General features: G+C 41.8%; 14 protein-coding genes. 6 read left to right on the forward strand and 8 right to left on the reverse strand.

The annotated features are described in order from the left end of the window. Positions 1 to 22: 22 nt before the first annotated feature. Entirely contained in the window at positions 23 to 952 is a 930-nt protein-coding gene (gene mdh, locus G563_RS0101035) for a malate dehydrogenase (RefSeq protein WP_028663653.1), read from the reverse strand. A 276-nt stretch (positions 953 to 1,228) separates the two neighbouring features. On the opposite strand from mdh, the gene G563_RS0101045 reads away from it, so the two are divergent. Then, the gene (locus tag G563_RS0101045; RefSeq protein ID WP_028663655.1) at positions 1,229 to 1,858 is read left to right on the forward strand and encodes a Cj0371 family chemotaxis-regulating polar lipoprotein; all 630 of its coding nucleotides are present in this window, start codon (positions 1,229 to 1,231) and stop codon (positions 1,856 to 1,858) included. A gap of 30 nt (positions 1,859 to 1,888) precedes the next feature. After that, entirely contained in the window at positions 1,889 to 3,061 is a 1,173-nt protein-coding gene (locus tag G563_RS0101050) for a glutathionylspermidine synthase family protein (protein ID WP_028663656.1), read from the forward strand. Positions 3,062 to 3,063: 2 nt separating this feature from the next. On the opposite strand, the gene G563_RS0101055 is transcribed toward G563_RS0101050, so the two are convergent. The 5 genes from G563_RS0101055 to G563_RS0101075 are packed head-to-tail and all read right to left on the reverse strand — an operon-like array spanning position 3,064 to position 7,882. Next, complete coding sequence (locus G563_RS0101055) at positions 3,064 to 3,747, reverse strand: ABC transporter ATP-binding protein (RefSeq protein WP_028663657.1); 684 nt, start codon at positions 3,745 to 3,747, stop codon at positions 3,064 to 3,066. 25 nt (positions 3,748 to 3,772) lie between these two features. Then, positions 3,773 to 5,029 (reverse strand): ABC transporter permease, encoded by a 1,257-nt coding sequence (locus G563_RS0101060; RefSeq protein ID WP_028663658.1) that lies wholly within the window; start codon positions 5,027 to 5,029, stop codon positions 3,773 to 3,775. Position 5,030: 1 nt separating this feature from the next. Continuing rightward, positions 5,031 to 5,381, reverse strand: a complete 351-nt coding sequence (locus G563_RS0101065) for a hypothetical protein (RefSeq protein ID WP_028663659.1) — start codon at positions 5,379 to 5,381, stop codon at positions 5,031 to 5,033. 14 nt (positions 5,382 to 5,395) lie between these two features. After that, positions 5,396 to 6,523 carry an efflux RND transporter periplasmic adaptor subunit gene (locus G563_RS0101070; RefSeq protein ID WP_028663660.1) on the reverse strand — a complete coding sequence of 376 codons (1,128 nt, stop codon included), beginning with the start codon at positions 6,521 to 6,523 and terminating at the stop codon, positions 5,396 to 5,398. Positions 6,524 to 6,550: 27 nt separating this feature from the next. Next, positions 6,551 to 7,882 carry a TolC family protein gene (locus tag G563_RS0101075; RefSeq protein WP_028663661.1) on the reverse strand — a complete coding sequence of 444 codons (1,332 nt, stop codon included), beginning with the start codon at positions 7,880 to 7,882 and terminating at the stop codon, positions 6,551 to 6,553. A gap of 198 nt (positions 7,883 to 8,080) precedes the next feature. Between G563_RS0101075 and G563_RS0101080 the strand changes: the two genes are divergently transcribed. Both G563_RS0101080 and G563_RS0101085 read left to right on the forward strand, forming a co-directional pair. Next, positions 8,081 to 8,953 (forward strand): glycosyltransferase family protein, encoded by an 873-nt coding sequence (locus tag G563_RS0101080; protein ID WP_028663662.1) that lies wholly within the window; start codon positions 8,081 to 8,083, stop codon positions 8,951 to 8,953. A gap of 41 nt (positions 8,954 to 8,994) precedes the next feature. Continuing rightward, the gene (locus tag G563_RS0101085; protein ID WP_028663663.1) at positions 8,995 to 9,414 is read left to right on the forward strand and encodes a DUF1801 domain-containing protein; all 420 of its coding nucleotides are present in this window, start codon (positions 8,995 to 8,997) and stop codon (positions 9,412 to 9,414) included. A 6-nt stretch (positions 9,415 to 9,420) separates the two neighbouring features. Here the strand turns inward: G563_RS0101085 and G563_RS0101090 are convergent, their stop codons facing one another. Both G563_RS0101090 and G563_RS0101095 read right to left on the reverse strand, forming a co-directional pair. Continuing rightward, the gene (locus G563_RS0101090; protein ID WP_028663664.1) at positions 9,421 to 10,890 is read right to left on the reverse strand and encodes a M28 family peptidase; all 1,470 of its coding nucleotides are present in this window, start codon (positions 10,888 to 10,890) and stop codon (positions 9,421 to 9,423) included. Between the two features lie 90 nt (positions 10,891 to 10,980). Next, positions 10,981 to 12,261, reverse strand: a complete 1,281-nt coding sequence (locus G563_RS0101095) for a DUF2851 family protein (protein ID WP_028663665.1) — start codon at positions 12,259 to 12,261, stop codon at positions 10,981 to 10,983. 154 nt (positions 12,262 to 12,415) lie between these two features. Between G563_RS0101095 and G563_RS33420 the strand changes: the two genes are divergently transcribed. Next, positions 12,416 to 17,359, forward strand: a complete 4,944-nt coding sequence (locus tag G563_RS33420) for a hypothetical protein (protein ID WP_037325742.1) — start codon at positions 12,416 to 12,418, stop codon at positions 17,357 to 17,359. A 62-nt stretch (positions 17,360 to 17,421) separates the two neighbouring features. Continuing rightward, complete coding sequence (locus tag G563_RS0101105) at positions 17,422 to 18,573, forward strand: AsmA family protein (RefSeq protein ID WP_028663666.1); 1,152 nt, start codon at positions 17,422 to 17,424, stop codon at positions 18,571 to 18,573. Positions 18,574 to 18,590: the final 17 nt, after the last annotated feature.

The following is an 18,590-nucleotide window of genomic DNA, read 5'->3' on the forward strand; positions in this document are numbered from 1 at the left end:
TTTTAATACTTCTATCAAAGAATTACATTGTTGATAGTACATTGTTCATGTTGCGGACAGCGTCTGCTGATTTGGCAAAAGCCGCTTTTTCAGATTCGCTTAAGCGAAGGCTAACGATTTTTTCCCAACCGCCTGCACCAATCACTACAGGTACACCCATACAAATGTCTTTTTGACCATACTCGCCATTAAGATATACTGAACATGGGAAAATGCGTTTTTGGTCACGAACGATGCTTTCTACCAAAGTAGCGACAGCAGCGCCTGGCGCATACCATGCCGAAGTACCAATCAATTTGGTCAAAGTAGCACCGCCTACCATAGTATCGGCAGCTACTTGCTGTAGTTGCTCTTCTGACAAGAAGCGACTTACTGGAATACCGTTGTAGGTAGCCAAACGAGTCAAAGGAATCATTGTAGTATCTCCGTGGCCTCCAATTACCATTCCATGAAGGTCGTTAGGAGATACATTCATCGCCAACGAAAGATAAGTTTTGAAGCGTGCGCTATCTAGGATACCGCCCATTCCAATGATACGCTTTTTGGGCAATCCCAATTCTTTGAATGCCAAATAAGTCATAGTATCCATTGGGTTAGATACGATGATGATGATCGCCTTGGGCGAATATTTTAAGATGTTTTCGGCAACTCCCTTAACGATACCTGCGTTGATACCGATGAGTTCTTCACGAGTCATGCCCGGTTTACGAGGAATTCCTGAAGTGATAACTACCACTTCCGAACCTTTTGTTTTTTCGTAGTCATTTGTCGAACCAGTGATTTTAGTATCAAACCCGTTCAAAGTAGCTGTTTGAAACATATCAAGCGCTTTACCTTCCGACAAGCCTTCTTTGATGTCGAGCAATACTACTTCCTGGGCCAACTGACGGCGGGCGATGTTGTCGGCACAGGTTGCGCCTACTGCACCTGCTCCTACTACAGTAATTTTCATTGGGATTATGAATTTATTGGTGAATTAACGGTTTTTTAAAACTGGGCGTAAATATAGGGTGAAAACCATTTAAAGCTACTCTTAAAGGTAGATTTAATGCTAAAAACATATAGTCTGACGCCGTTCATCCAGTTTTTACAAGACACCCTTTCTTGAAAAAAGCTACTCATCCTATTTTGATTGCAGACCTTTAAATCACTGCCGTATCTTTGTTGCACCTTTTTTAGCCATGAAACATTAACTTTATCGTTGATTATCACCCCAACCTTTACAAACATGACACCTATTCGGAAAGGGACAGTCGTGAAGACTGTCAAAGATATTACAATCGGAGCTGCTCTGACGGTGGCGCTGCTTCAAGGAAGTATGGCACTTCAGAGCTGCGGAGGTTCTTCGGATGAGGGCTATCAGCAACAAACATCTTACAAAGGACGCCCCGTAAGAACCTACATTACTGAAATGAAGCCGGGAGAGTTTAAAATTACGGACGAAGTGGCCGTCAGCAAAGAATCTGAAGCCGGAGCAATTGTTCGTTATTTTGACGGAAGACGGGACACTCTTACGGTAGCTGAAGCGCGAGGATTGGTGAGGTCGGATTCCACTACGCGCGATTATTATAGCAATCCCAATCATTATCACTCACATTATCATCACAGTAGCTCTCTCTCCAACGCGCTCTTGTGGGGAGGGATGGGGTATATGCTGGGGCGTAATAATTCTTCCCAATACTATAATGAAAGCCGCGAGCGACAGTATACTTCGGGAGTATATGCCAACTCCTCGGTATATCAGCGCTCTTCGGGAATTCATGATAGTTACCATAGCTATCGCAAAAGCTCGGCTTCGCGCCCTAGTAGTGGGAGAAGTGGGTTCTTTAGCCGTAGCGGACGCAGTTTTGGTGGTTAAAATTAATTAATTGTTTAAGAAATTCAGTTCATGATAAACACTCGATATTTGAATCAAAACCCTGAAGCTCAGTTACGAAATGTAGGCTGGGATTGGATGCTAGGGGCTGATACGTTGCCTTATCTTGCCAATGAAGTAGTAACTATCAAATCGTATGAAGCAGAGGCGTATTTCAATGCCGCCAACGAATTATATGAGATTTATACCGAAGCTGCCCAACATGCCATAGACCGTAATTTATGGAAGGAAATGGGTATTCCCGAAAACCTTATTGAGCTTATCAAAATAACCTGGGAAGATGACCGTCATTGGCATATTTATGGGCGTTTTGATTTGGCCGGAGGGGTAAAACGTGAGCCAATTAAACTCATTGAATTTAATGCTGATACGGCTACCTGTATTCCCGAAACGGCGGTGGTCCAGTGGGCGCACCTTAAGGCCAATCAAATGGACGAAAGCCAGCAATTCAATAACGTTTATGAAGCCTTGAAAGAACAATTTGCGGAGCTTCGTCGTCGCAATATGCACCTTGCACCTACTTTGCTTTTTTCGACCATGCGCGATGCCCCCGAAGACGATACCAATGTGGCGGTGCTGGGAGAGGCGGCTCGTGAGGCGGGTTTTGATGTGGAGTTTAGCTATATGGATGAAGTTGAATTTTCACCTAGTGAGGGTATTTTCAAACAAAATCCTCACAATGGTAAATTCGAACAATTTGACTTTTGGTTTAAGCTCGTGCCTTGGGAATACATCGGCTATGACGAACCCGACTTGGCCGAAATTCTGACCCAAATCGTTAAGAATGGAAAAGCGATGATTATCAATCCGGCCTATACTTTGTTGTTTCAATCTAAGTATATCTTAAAGTTGCTGTGGGATTTATATCCTAATCATCCGCTTTTATTGCCTACGATGAGCCAGCCTTTGACTAATAAAGTGAGCGTAGAAAAAGTGCTTTTTGGTCGTGAAGGGGCTAATGTGCGTATTTTAGAAAGCAATGGGGCGGTGGTCTCGGCAGCTGAGGGTGATTACGGAGATTATGAAAAAATATACCAAGAATACGTCGAATTTCCACGAGATGCTCTCGGACAGCGCTACCAAGCGGGGGTGTTTTGGGCGGGCGAAGCTTGTGGATTGGGCTACCGTCGAGGTGGCAAAATCATTGACAATACGGCCCAATTTGTAGGACACATAGTGGAGTGATTTTATCCTCCACTTATGATTTTGCCGTCTGACATTTCGATGATTCTGTCTCCGCCTTTGGCAAAGTCGGGGTCGTGAGTGACGGTGATGATGGTTTGGCCATTTTCATGAGAAATCTTACGGAAAATATCAAAAACCAAATTAGAATTGGCTTTGTCAAGGTTGCCAGTAGGTTCGTCTCCCATGATGATGGTGGGGTCGTTGATGAGCGCACGGGCGATGGCCACGCGCTGTTGTTGACCGCCCGAGAGTTTAGAAGACTGCTTACGGGCGTGTGCTTCCATGTTGACTAGTTTGAGCTTTTCGTAGGCTCTCTCTTCTATTTCTTTGTTACTATATTTTCCAAGTTTTTGGGCGGGTAGCATTACGTTTTGTAATACCGTAAACTCTGGTAAAAGAAAGTGAAACTGGAAAACAAACCCTAAGTGTTCGTTTCGGAAATCAGCCAAACGGTCTTGACTAAGACCCGTAAGGCGGCTACCATTTACGTCCAAAACACCTTCATAATCCGTATCCATCGTAGATAAAATATAGAGTAAGGTAGATTTGCCACAGCCCGACTTGCCGATGATGGATAAAAATTCTCCTTTTTTTACTTCAAAATTGATATTCTGCAAAACCTGAAACTTTTCGGGTTCGTAAAAATACTTATTGATGTGGCTGGCTTGAAGAACAGTACTAGTCATGTCTGTAAAGATAAAATGCGGAAACTTAACCTCTTAGGATAGCGACAGGGTCAATTTTGGAAGCTTTGCGTGAAGGAAAATAACCCGCCAAAATGGTAGTAATCAGTCCAAACACTAATCCCATGGCGTAATATTCGGTCCTGAAAATAACCGGAAAAGTTTTGAGACTAATCATGTCGCCGGTGTCAAAAGGAGTAATTGAGAGCAACAGACTAATACCAAAACCGATACCTAGCCCTAGTAAACCACCCGCTAGTCCAATGATAACGGCTTGTAATAAAAACACCGCAACGACGTCTTTGCTGCCAAACCCCGTAGCTTTCAAGATAGCAATGTCCTTGAGTTTGTTGATGACATTCATATTCATAATATTATAAATTCCGAATCCAGCTACTACCAACAGCGTCATAGATACCACAAAGGTCATCACATTTCGAATTTTTTCCCCCGCTAAGATAGCCTGATTAGCCGTTGACCAGTCTTCAGCATAAGTGTTGAATTGTTTACTTAGTTTTTTGCCAAAACTAATGGCTTGAAGAGGGTCATTCATTTTGATGTGAATATCAGTAATATAGCTTGCATCTTTTCCCAAAATTTCTTGAACAGTACTGATACTGGTATAGCATCGGATGTTGTCGATAGTGCCTATCCCAAACCCAAACGTTCCTACTACTCTTAAAGTGATATTGCCACCGAGTGGGGTGGTGACACTGACTTTATCGCCCAGCCTTACATTGAGTTTACGAGCCAAAGTAGCACCCAATACAATACCGTTTGGGTTGGCCAAAAGCGATTTGAAACTACCCGTTTTGATACGACTGTCTAGGTTATAGAGGCGATTTTCGCGAGGATAATCAATGCCCGCTATCACCCCCGAAATCTGAATGGGGCCGTTGTTGAAAAAAGCTTGTGAACTCACTTCAGGAGATACCCCTAGTACGCCGGGCATTTGCTCGATCATGCTTACCATTTGAAGGCCATTTTTAATACGAGCCAGTTGCTGTTTAGGTTTTTGGTGATATACAATATTGAGCGTGCCTTGTTGTTTGAAAGTATCATCCAAAATACTAGGGCGTTGGGTATTTACCTCGTTGTATATCCTTACGTGAGGACTGGCATCCAATGCCGAATCTTCTAAAAATTGATTGACACCTTGCATGAAACTTATCATTACGATAAACATCGCTATTCCAAACGTTACACCCAGCATAGCTACGAGGGTTTGGCGTTTTTTGGCTAAAAGATGAGTTTGGGCGATTTGAAAAGATAGATTTAGGTTCATCTTAATTCATGTTTACGTTGTGGCACAAACCCTCTTTTCGTAGAGGTGTATAGGGTTGATTTTTGGTGCGTTCAATCAAGCCTTGGTATTCGTGATAAGAAATGATTTCTTTTAAATTTTTCAACGACATATTCTCTAAAAGAGGATGAATGCGCTTGGGTAAATCGGGACGTCCTAAACCTGCTTTGACGACGGCGGTATGTAAAAAGTGGTTCAGGATATGCGACGCCCAGCCTACCGACAAATGAGGCTGCTTGAAGATGATTTCCAGAACGGCTTTCTTGTGCCAATTTTCAAACTCTTGCTGGGTGATAGGTCGATCGCCTTCAAAAATCTGGTCGTAGTTGGGCATGTTTGTAAGGAGGGTTATTCTTTGACCAAAACACTTTTTTCGCTGAGACCAGCTTTGACTTCTATCAAGTCAAAGTTTTCGGCACCTTTCACAATTTTGATTTTCTTTTTTTCTTTCGCTTCCACTACCCATACGCTATCCATGCCTATCAGATATTCTTTTGGAATGGTGAGGGCTTTGGGGTTTTGAGAAATAATGATGTTGGCTTCGACCGTTAGACCATAATAAGCCGCAGGGCTTTCTCCTACAAACTCAGCATCTACGCGGAAAGATTGGTCTATTTTGTTGAGTTTGGGATAAACCTTAGTCACTTTGGCTTTAAAGACTTTGTCGCCATAAGCATCCATTTTAATCAATACTTCTTGGTCTACTTTGAGTTTAGAAAAATCGGTTTCGTCAACGGCCAATTGCAAATACACCTCATTAGGATTGCCCAACAAGGCCACCGCTTCGCCACGGCGTACTAGCTCACCTACTTTTTTGTAAACTTCATAAACTCGTGCTGCTTCAATGCTTTTGATGCGATAATTGTCGCCTTCGCGTGTATTGACTCGAAAATTGGAACGGGAGTTTTGTAAATCTACATACAATTGGTTTTTGGTACGGGCGAGGGCTTTTTGCCGGGCCGCTACGTCGTTTTTGGAAGTAGTGTAGGTCAACTCAGCTTTTTCAAATTCAGCCTTAGAAGTTGCATTTTGGGCAAACAAATCTTTGAAGCGAACGTAGTTAACAGAGTCGTTTTGGAGTTTGGTGCGGGCGTTGCGCAGGGCCACTTCTAATTCAGCTAAAATCGGCGAATTGTCGGCATAGTTGGCCTCAGCTTGGCGATAAATATTGGCGGCTGCCTCCGAACGAGCATCTTGTGAGAGGCTCTCTAAACCAAACATAAGTTGATTGCGATTCACTACATCGCCTTCATTGACCAACTGTTGTTGGAGATAGCCGTCGGCATTGGCTACTACTTTGTATTCGTTTTTTGGAAAAACATTACCAGAGGCATATACGGCTTCGGTAAGATTTTTGTAAACGGGTGAGGTCGTTTCGTCTTTAGACTTACAACTACTCCCTAAATAAATCAACAATCCTCCAATCGCCGTAGTTACATAAACTTTATGGAAATAATAAAAGGCTATTTTTTTCATTTGTATATCTAAGTCAGAGGTCAAATGTTAATATGCATTTCGGATTTCTAATAACTTACCATTAATCATCAAGTCGGCTAAAGTGCGTAGGTATTTGTTTTGGGCATTGAGTACTTCATTAAAAACATTAAGATATTGGTCGTAGCTAAGCACTCCGCTTTTGTATTTGATAAGTACGAGTCTCATGTTTTCTTCATTCAATTGATAGTTTTCTTCATTGGCCTGAAGCGAGCGCCGCAATTGTCCATAAGTGATTCTCAAATCGCGAGTTTCAGTTTGGTATTTGAGGCTTTCGTTGTCAAGTTGCATTTGGGCGATTTCGACATTGACTTTGGCGCGTTGGATACTATTTTGACGAACACGCCCACTATAAATTGGAACTTCAAAACGCAAACCTGCCACGCCAATTCCAAACCATTTTTCGTTGAAATTTAGGAAGTTAAGCTGATTGCGTTGAGCCTGCTCAGAGTACCGAGCGTAGCCTGAAAGTAAGGGTAACTTCTGTTTCTGCTCTTTTTTGAGGGTTTCTTTGGCCAACAAAAACTGCTCGGCTCGTAGCTGAAGGCGCGGCGCGGCGGTACTTGGCTCGTCAGCTTTAAAAGATAGTGAGGGCAGCATTTGTTTGACCAAAGAGGGATTAAGAGGAATCCCTTCAACGAGGGCAGTAGTATCGCATACGAGGAGCCGCAATTGGTTTAGATTCTTCTGATACGCCATTTCGTTTTGGTGGAGCGCATCCTCAATGGCCAATTGTGTAGCCCGTACGCGATTGTATTCGAGTTGGTCTATAAGCCCTTTTTGTTTACGTTCGGCGGCAATGCGCGTGATGCTATCGTTGTTGGCGAGGTTTTGGCGCGATATTTCAATATATATTTTGGTAAACACCGTTGCAAAATACACCCTTGCGGTTTGGGTACTGATGTCGTCTTGCAAAACAAGGGTCTGGAGGGTTCCGATTTTTTGATTCACTTTAGCGATTTCTATGTCTTGTCGGAGGGGGGCATTCCAAATAGGTAAAGAACTTTCTATGCCCGCTGTGAGATTATAAGGAACCCCGAACTGAATACTGCGAAATTCGCCTTCTTTCCCGCCAAAAAACTGGGCAGGAATCAGTTGTGTTGGTAACACAAAGTTGTAATCAAAGGCCGTCGTAAATTTTACTTGGGGTAAGCGAGAGCCTTTGGCTAAGGCAACATTCCATTTCTGCACTTGGGTATTCTGGCGTGAAATCAGAATATCTTTATTGTTTTTTTGTGCCAACAGAATAGCCTCATTGACGTCTTTAAGAATCATGGATTGGCTTAAAACGGCACGGCTTCCTAAGAGCACAATTAAGAAAAGAAGAGCTATCTTTTTCATCAATAAGTGAGTGCTATGTTTTGGTAGCGTTAAGATGATAGTCCAAAACAACTCTACCAATGACGAATGTCAAAGTGAAGGTTTTTGAAACGGACAAAAAAAGCCATAAAGCGGAAGAAAGGCGTTACCTTTGTTGGCTGTGTGAGAGAAATCATATATTTCCTTACTTGTAGCTATTCTCAACATTGTCCAGAAATTATGCACGTTACAGGATTTACGTTTATTCGCAACGCCGTCAAGTTTGATTATCCGATTGTGGAGGCTATTACCTCTATTTTGCCGATTTGTGATGAATTTGTGGTGGCAGTGGGCAAAGGCGAAGATGAAACACTGCGTTTGATTCAGGAAATAGATCCCCAAAAAATCCGTATCATCGAAACCATATGGGACGAAAGTCTCCGAAAAGGAGGAGTAGTATATGCCAAAGAAACCGACAAGGCTTTTCAGGCAATTGCAGCACACAGCGATTGGGGGTTTTATATCCAAGGCGATGAAGTAGTACACGAAAAAGATTTGCCAATCATCAAAGAAGCCATGCAAAAGTGGAAAGACGATGCTTCGGTAGATGGGTTGTTGTTTAATTATATTCACTTTTATGGCTCTTATGACTACATCGGAGATTCGCCAAAGTGGTATCGAAAAGAGATTAGAGTCATCAAAAACAATAAGAATATATACTCTTATCGGGATGCACAGGGGTTTCGAAAAGATGCAAATCAAAAATTACGAGTGAAGCCTATTGATGCCAGTATTTATCATTATGGGTGGGTAAAAGACCCCCGCGTAATGCAGCAAAAGCATCTTCATGTGCATCAGTTTTGGCACGAAGATGAGGCCGAAAAACACATAAAAGTCTCAGCCCAAGGTTTTGATTATTCCCAAATTGACTCTTTGGATAAATTTACCGGCACACATCCACAGGTGATGCAAGCGCGCATTCGCCGTCAAAATTGGGCGTTTACTCATGACATTAGTCATAAAAATCTAAGCCTCAAATATCGATTTAAGCTTTGGATGGAAAAATACACAGGATGGTATGTAGGAGAATACCGCAATTATAAAATTATATAAAAGTCATTCGGCTTACCTCAACTCACTAACTGCCGCGATTTATGACACAGTATGAAGATGCGGACGATTTTTTGGCACATCAAACTCCCGAAATCCGTCAAGTGCTTCAATATATTCGTCAATTGATGTTGGTCGCGCATCCCAAAATGCACGAAAAGTTTATGTACAGCAATACCCTTTTCTTCATGTGCTTAGATTATGTATGCTATTTTGGGAAAATCCACAAAACCAAAGGCGTCGAGATTGGGTTTGTGAAAGGATTTTTACTTTCTAATGAGCAAGGGCTTTTGGAAGCCAAAGGACGTAAGCTGATTAGAGGGATTACGGTGCGTAATCTTCAGGAGTTCAAAGAGATAGAGGAATCTTTTCTGGAAATAGTGCAAGAGGCGATTTTAATCAACGAAACACGCCCCGATAAGACTTTTGCCAAAATTATTTTTGAAAAAAGACAGAAAAAATAAGAGCCCTTAAAACTCCTCCCATTTCCAATCTCTCCCCAATACTAATTCTTTTTTCAATCCTTGCGCAATCAACAAATCGCGGGTTTTGTTGCTATCGAGTTTTTTGGCGGGTAGGTCATTGGCATTGGCCAATGCATATAAGTACATGGCTGTAAATCGAACGCCATCGAGCATTTCGTTGCGTTTTATTAGATTGAAGTTGTCACAGTTGGCATGATAGCACCCAAAAACTTCCGTCCCTAAACGACTTGCTGGCGCGCCCGTCGGAATACCTTCAAGCATAAAAGGCTGGTGGTCTGAGTGGAGGCCCGCCCTGCTTACTACCGTATTGGCAAAAGTGTCATCTACTTTCTTGATTTGTTGACCTACTACTTCAAAAAAAGGTATCAATTCGTCGCGACCACCTACGCTCATTCCGTGTACACTATTGGTCATGTCGAGATTCATCATAAACTTGACATTGTCGAGCTGTTTGGATTTTACGAGTTCTTTTACATTTTGTTTTGAACCCAACAGTCCTTGCTCTTCACCCATAAAAAGTACAAAATCTATGGTGCGTTTTGGTTTTATTTTGAGTGCTTTAAAAGCCCTCGCAATATCTAAGATAGTAAAAGAACCGAGACCGTTGTCGGTGGCACCCGTAGCCAAATCCCACGAATCAAGATGACCTCCGATAATGATTTTTTCGGGCGATTTTCCGGGGATAGTGGCCACTACATTTCGCGCTTTGATTTTGCGACTGACATTTCGCATATCTACGATAGCGTGCAAATCGGTATCTACCTTAATCCAACTTCTGATTTCTTCACCACTTTCTTTAGAAATATTGACGGCTGGAATCGAAATCAACGAGCCTGTCACGGAAGCGGTACCTGTAAGAAGGATATTGCCCGGAACTTGATTGACGGTGATAATCGCCGTAGCACCATATTTGATAGCCAAGGCTGTTTTTTCGGAACGGTGAAGGTTTTTTTGCCCTGTTTTCCCGTTTACTAATCCAATGTTGGCCAATACAATTTTACCTCTGATTGCATCTTTTAGCGCCTCAAAATCTTCTTCTAGGCCATTGCCTACATCTACGATCGGGCCATTGACTCGGGCTTCTACGGGTGAGTGTGCCAACGCCACCACCGATACAGTCCGAAAGTTATCACTTTTGTTAGGGACGATTTCGAGCGTTACGGTATCCCGCATCCAAGATTCTACCTCAAAAGGCTGGTATTTTACATCCAAATAACCGTATTTTTTGAGGAGATTGAAGACATATTGCTCCGCCTTCGCGCCATTGGTACTGCCCGTAAGCCGATGCCCAATCGTTGAAGTTGCCTCTTGAAGGGTTTCATAGGCACGACTATTTTTCAAGACTTCTTCATTAAGTTTTTGAAAAACACCTACAAACTCATTGTCGCTCCGAAAACTGAGAAAAGAAACAAAACTGAGACTGACAAAACTAGTAAGTAAAAATTGACGCTTCATACAAGGTGTTGGAGGAGGTAAATCAGCTTATAAAAGTACAAAAAAACTGATTGGTTTGTTTCCCCGTAGATTAAAGTATTTATCAAAAGGTCAACGACCTCTCAAAAGCGAAGTACCAATACTACATTGCAGACATTTTTTTTGTTGGCAAAAATTATTGTAAAGTTCAATAGTTGCTTGGGAGTCAAAAGCGTTTTCTTGTCTTAATTGTAGTGTTTTCCAGAGCTGAGTGATGTGATTTTGTTCGCCCGGAAGTTTTTCTAGCCATTCCAAAGCTTTATCCAAAAAATTTCGATTGTTTTTGGCTTCCGAATAAGCCACCAAAAGCGGAATCGCTGTATTGATGACGATATTTTGGATGGAAGTTTTGCCCAAAGGTGGAATAGGCTGAGCGGATTTTTTGTGAAACTGATAGTGGGTGTGCCAATATTCAGATTGGGTAACTTGGAGGGATTTTATTAACAATTCTAGGCTATCGATGTGGATAAACATAGAAAAAAAACTCGTATGTTGTTGAATAAGCGCACTCAATTGTGCCAAGCGAATCGTAGGGAAATTGGTAGGGCGTAGGCGCAAAAACTTCCACTCATGAGGCAATAGGCGAGTGGAGGAAAGGGTATATTTTTTAGTCAAAAACAAGTGTTCTTTTTGCATTAAAAGAATATAGTTGTCGTCACTTTCGGCAGGTATTAAACCTGCTTGCCCAAACACCAATGCTTCGATTTGCAATAGATTATCACGATGTTTCTGTAATATTTTCAACGGAAGTCCTTGTGCCAAACGTAGCATTGGCTCTGCATTGATTTTAAAACCAAAATTTTGGGCAAGGAGCTGATACGCCGTTTCTTCCCAATCTTGTTTGTTTCTCTCCAACATTTCATGTACTACAGAAGCTTTTCTTTGAAGACGCTGCATCATGACGCGGTCGAGCATAGAGCGTTTCTGAAGGTCTGACACATTCTCAAACTGCCCTGCACAGGGGATACTTTCTTGACTTTCGAGCAGTGTGTGATAGTTTTGTAAAAGCAATATAGAGGTGAGAGGTTTAAGGGCCAAAGTAGCAATAGGAGTACCATCGGCGCGAAGGATGGGGGAGTCGTTTTCCCATACTATATGCAAAATGACGCTGTCGTAGAAAGGGTCTTGATGGTGGCTATGTCGAAGCCAATCCGAACTACGTAGGTGCATTTCGATATTGCCGGCCCATTCGATACCCGCAATGACGACACGCCCATTCAAAAAATCGGGGCCAGCATTGGTGTTACGCATTCCGGTAGCAAGTACTTGGAGCGATTCGTTGGCGGCAGTGGCAAGGTTGGTTTTGTCAAAATACTGAAACTGCCATAAGAAGTACAGGAAATCTTCGGACATAGGTTTGGGTTCAAAATAAAAATGGGTTAAATTGAGTTAAAATAAGTACTTTGAGCGTTATATAATGTCACTATGTAAGCTTAGATGTAAGCATATCTTCGTTGAAAAAACTGATAGAATTTTACCCTTCATGTGGATTTATAAAAGGTTGTGTATGAAAAGGTTCCATTTTTTGATATTGTTTTTGTGCCTGATAGGACTCCAAAGCCATTCCCAAGTAATCAAGCTATCTGAAGAGCCCGCGCAGTTTATAGCAGATGTCCAAAAAATGATGGCTATGAGCGGAAATCCGGTCTATCTCAAATCCGCCAAAAACTTAGAGACTTTGTGGCTTGATACTCGTTTGACTCAAAATCACCAAAAAAGTATCGTTGCCCTTACAAGGCGTATGGTAGCCAAAGGATACAAACCTACCACACCGCATTTTGAGCAGCTATTCAGCGGGCTTTATTCTGCGTTTAACGGCCCCTTGGCTAGTCCTAACGAAGTAGAGGGATATTTGGCGGTGGCATCGCAGGTGGTCGAGACCTATGATCCCAAAAGCTCGCAGAGGTTTTTTGAAACAGCGAGAGGAGTATTTGAAAATAGAATGCTCTATAGTTCTAATTTCAACAAGCTATTTGCTTTAGAAGGGACTTTTAGTTTTAAGTTTGTCAATAACCAAGCTCCTACTTCTACCACTACTCCCAATGCCAAACCAACTGCTAATAATGATGGTTGGGGAGATGTAGTAGCCGATTCGACAGGCTTGCTTAGTGCAACAGCTTATGAAAAAAAGCCTCTTCCTACCGTGACGGGGGCTGTGATTGAATTTAAGAACGTAAACCTTGTGATGGTCACTGCCAATGATTCGGTAGTGTTGAGTCAAACCAATGGTAATTTGGGAGTTAAAGAAGGAATTTGGGTGGGAGAACAAGGAAAAATGACCTGGGAAGTAGCGGGTACCCCCGATATTTTTGCGACTTTCGCCAAATATAGTTTTAATACTTCTTTACCAAAAATAAGCGCCGATGATGTAAAGCTTAACTATCCTGCTAAATTATCACAACCGTTAGAAGGGACTTTTGAATATGAAAGCAAACGCCGAGCAAAAGGGCAGCTTTCACCTTATCCGAGGTTTATTTCTTACCGAAACGATGCAAATTTGAAAGGGATGAGCAAAAACATTCAATACAAAGGAGGTCTTTCATTGATAGGATTAAAACTAATAGGAACTTCGCTGAGTCAGGAACCAGCCACGATTATTGTGAGTGCTAATGGTAAAACAGCTTTTAAAGCCACAAGCCGTAGATTCGAATTTGCTGATTCCATAATCGTAGCTCCATTGGCTACATTTTCGGCACCTTTGAGCCAATCTGACTCTCTTTATCATCCGGGTATTCGGCTTACTTACAATGACTCAGAAGGATTAGTGAAAAGTCAGCGTGCCGACCGAACAGGCTACAAATACACCCCTTATGCAGATTCGTATCATAAGATGTTTATCGAAGCCGAGATGCTACGTTGGAGTTTTGTCAAAAATCAAATAGAGTTTTCGGTTATCGCCGGAAAAACGGTTGTGCCTATCCGATTTGAGTCTTACAGTTTTTTCAAGCCCGAACGTTTCAGGTCTTTGAGTGATCAGTATAGTTTTCACCCTCTTCTGATGGCGTCCAATTATATTGCCAAGCAAAAAACTCCTACATTTTCACCAGAAGAAATAGCCGAATTTTATAAAAAAGATGCGAATGCCGTCAGGGCGGCCTATGCGCAGATGATATATGAAGGATACATCACTGTTGATGCTAAAAATGGTTTATTAAGACTTACCGATAAAGGTATTCTAAATATTTTGGCAAACAATAAGCAAACTGACTTTGACAACTTTGCCATTACATCTTTGTATCCGGCCAATACCACCACTGCCAATGCTTCCATAGATTTGAAAGATTATGTACTCACCATTAGAGGAGTAGAAAGATTTACGGTGAGTGATTCCCTCAAAATTGTGGCGATTCCTTCTGACAAGGAAGTGAAAATATTTAAAAATCGGGATTTTATGATGAATGGTCGCTTGGTTTCGGCCAATTTCCGATTCAATGGCCGTGATTTGGCCTTTAATTACGATAAGTTTTTTGTGGACTTAAACAAAATCGACAACATCACTTATATCCCTAAAGAAGCTTATGAAAAAGGAAGTACTACCGAAGTAGGAGGAGAAATGGTATACGAAAAATCCGGACGAATTTACCTCAACGATCCGGGCAATAAATCTGGGAAAAAGAAAAATTCGGTATTTCCTCGCCTAAATGTACCAGAAGGAATGACGGTATATTTTGACCAGCCCGACCGAGGAAACTTAGCCTATAACCGAAAAGTCTTTTTCAAAATTCCTTCGTTAGATTATGATAGTTTGGGTACCCAAGATATTGTGTTTATCGGGATGTTCAATTCTGACGGGATTTTTCCTGCTTTTCAGGCACAGCTGCGTTCGATGCCCGACAATTCCCTTGGTTTTACCTATACGCCTCCTGCCAATGGATACAAAGTATATGGAAGCAATACAACTGTAAAGTTTACAAAGGAGATCGTCATGGACAAGCAAGGGTTACGCTCACAAGGCGAAATCGCTCACTTGAGTGCTCGGATTCCTACGCAGGCGATATTGTTTATGACGGATTCGTTGATTGCCAGCGGTGCCGAAGCCGAAATCAAAGAAGCTACTATTGGTAAGGCGTATTTTCCAAAAGTAGATTTGCGCAACTATAGCCTCCGTTGGATGCCCAAAGCAGATAGTATGTCGTTGACGACCAAGGGAAATACCTTTAATTTTTATAACGGAACGACCAAGCTTGACGGGCGGATAGTGTTGCGCTCTACGGGGGTGTACGGCAAAGGGTTTTTGCGCCGTGAAGACTCTGAGCTTACTTCCCAAGACATCAAGTTCAACAAAGAAGGGTTCTTAGCGGGCGAATCACAATACAAGATTATATCGGCTACCAATACCACTCGTCCAGTGCTTTTAGGACAAAATGTAGATGTTGATTTCAATATTGTGAAAGGAATAGTAGGAATTTCTACCAATCAAAATTCGCTCGAAAATACATCAATGGATTTTCCATTTGCGTCCTATCGAACGTCTATTAATCGCGCCCAGTGGAATATCAATGCCAAGACCATCGCCATGAAAGGCGATGTAGCTACTTCTACTTTTACGGCTACTGCACCAGAGCAAGAAGGTCTTACCTTTAATGGTTCGTCGGCTTTGTATGAAATCGAAAAAATGACCCTCAATATCGGTGGTGTTCCTTTCATTAAGTCTGCCGATGCCAAAGTCTTGCCTGATAAAGGAATGGTGGTAGTACGGCGTAACGGAGAAATGTCAGCTTTTAAAAATGCCCGTTTGGTATTGGATACGCTCAATGAATATCACCGTCTCAAAAACGGAAATATTCAGATAGTATCGCGTACTAAATTTACAGGAGATGCTACTTATCTGTATGCCACAGTGACCAACGATACGATTCCGGTAAAAATGGGGAATTTTGACTTGAAAGCACTTCCTTCCCCCACTGTGTCGTCGAGTAGTAGAACAGCACAAAATGCTAAAAATAAAGTGTTTTCTACAGTAGCTCGCGCCGAAATCGTGGAAGTAGACAATTTTGTCATAGGCCCTCGTTTACAATACAAAGGAGCAATGACAATGATTGCACCTGAGCCCAACCTTCAATTTGATGGCTATATAAAGCCAATTATTAAAAAACGAGCCGATTTGATAGCATCGTGGATTCCTTTCAAAGAAACTCCTACCAAAGACGTGGCCCTCAAAGTTACACCTACGCTTAAAAACGAAGCTGACTTAGCCATATCTGTAGGTTTACATTTCCGCACGGGTGCTGATGGGTTGTACAATACTTTTTTATCTCCTAAAGAATCTCGTAGTGACTACACTATTTTTGAAGCGCAAGGTTTGTTGAGGTTTGATGAAAAAACAAAATCTTTCAAGGTAATTTCAGAACCTAAGACCGCCGATGAACTAGTAGATGAAGAAAATGGCTACACGTTTAATGACGCCAAAGGAACGATCAGTTATCAAGGTAAATTAAACTTCATAAGCGGTGGCAATGCCAAAGAAGGAGAGGAGCTGTTTTTGGCAGCAGGAAGTGCCAATACCAACATCGACAGTACGGCTTATCGCTTCAATACGCTTTTGTCTTTTAACTTCCCTGCCAATAAAGAAATCATTGCTAAAGCGGGAGAAAAAATCATCCAAACCAACTTAGATGAGCAAAATAGCGACCCCGCCGAACCCGAATTTGAGCGCTTAGGAATGAAGCTTTCGGCCCTAATCGGACGTAAAGCCACCGACAGTTACATCGCTCGAACAGCCGCTGCATACAAGCCCTTATTTGATGCCTCTCCTAAATTCAATGCTACGCTTGTATTATCAAACGTAAACCTGCGGTGGTCGCCTGCTCAGAATGCTTTTTATAGTGTAGGAAAAATCGGGGTATCAAATATCGGCACGGCGGATATCAATGCTGAGATGGAAGGCATGATAGAAATTCGCAAAAATGCGCGTGGCGACGAAGTCAGTATTTACTTAGAATCTTCGGAAGATGTATGGTATTATTGGGATTGGCAGCAAGAGAAGCTAGCTTTGGTGTCGTCAGATCAAGAATTGAATGATTTTATTATGGTCAAATCAAAGGACAAAAAAGAGTCTACCATTATACCTATTGGCTATGAAGAACGCGATATGTTTGTGGATAGATTCAATTCATTGTACAGACCTAAACCCAAAAAACCAGTTGTAGCCAAAGATACCAAAACATCCCCCAAAACGGCTCCTACTAAAGCCGCTCCAGCTACCAAAACAGCCACTGCTTCTACTCCTATCACAAAACAAAAAGAATCAGTGGAAAAAGTAGAAGAAGAAGAAGAAAAAGTAGCGGAAGTAGAAAAAACACCTGCCCCCTCTACCACCAAAGCCAAAGATACTAAGACAGCGGCCAAATCTACCGATCCTAAAGCTAAACCTGGTGCCAAGGTAGCCCAAACTCCTCCTAAAGCTCCCGCAAAGAAAAAAGAAAAGGAAGAAGAAAAAGAAGGTTTTTAATAGCCTAGGCATGATTTTTTAGGTGTAAAGCAGTGCCGCTCTACACCTAAACATTTCGTACTATGGAGATTAGACGATTTTATGCCACTAAGCGATTCAAAGTATTTGCGATTACAATAGAAATACTGGTTATTATCAGGCTTTTGCTTCCTTATATAGTGCTTCACTATGCCAACAAAAACCTGGCTGCGATGTCGGGGTATTATGGTCATATATCTGACATAGACCTATCATTATATCGAGGTGCGTATCAGATTAAAGAAATTTTCTTGAATAAAGTTGACGATAAATCCCAACAGCAGACCGAATTTTTTAAAGCCCAGAAAGTGGACTTAGCTATTCAATGGAAGCCTCTTTTTAAAAGACGGATTGTGGGTCAATTGGTTTTTGAAAAACCTACCTTGATTTTTACAAAAAACAAAATAGAACTAGAAGACGTCCAAAGAGACTCTAGCGATTTCAGAAAAATCCTTAAAGATTTCATGCCACTTCAGGTCAATCTTTTTGAGATTAGACAAGGAAGTATTCATTATGTAGACCCATATGTGAGTCCCAAAGTAGATATATCACTGGAAGACACTTATGTGCTTGCCCAAAACTTGACCAACGCCGAAGAAAAAGACAATGATTTACCAGCGACAGTTTCGGCACGTGCCAAGGCGTATGAAGGGAGTATGGTGCTCAACATGAAGCTCGATCCTTTGGCCTATGATGCTACTTTTGACCTAAACGCCGAAATTAAGAATTCTAATTTGGTATTATTGAATGACTTCTTTAAGGCATACGGGCGCTTTGATGTAAGCCAAGGAAACCTAGGACTTTATACCGAGTTTGCTGCAAATGAAGGGAAGTTTAAAGGATACGTAAAGCCTATCATCAAAGATTTGGAAATCTTGGGGCGAGAAGATAAAAAAGATTCTTTTTTTCAAAAACTGTGGGAAGGGATTGCGGATGGAGTGGGGGACGTACTCGAAAATCCAAAGAAAGAGCAAGTCGCTACTAAATTGGCGATGGAAGGGAGTTTTGAAAAGCCTCGAATACGCACTCTAGATGCAGTTTTTGAGTTGCTTCGCAATGCGTTTATTCGAGCGTTGGTGCCTAGTGTAGATCATCAAATTACGCTAAAATCTCTTCAAGAAGTAACCAAAGAAGATAACCGAACGATATTGCAGCGGATTTTGAATAAACCCCCAAAAGAGAAGAAGAAAAAGTGAAACAAAAAAGCCGCTCT

The sequence above is a fragment of the Runella zeae DSM 19591 genome, from assembly GCF_000423565.1.
GTDB classification, from domain to species: Bacteria; Bacteroidota; Bacteroidia; order Cytophagales; family Spirosomataceae; genus Runella; species Runella zeae.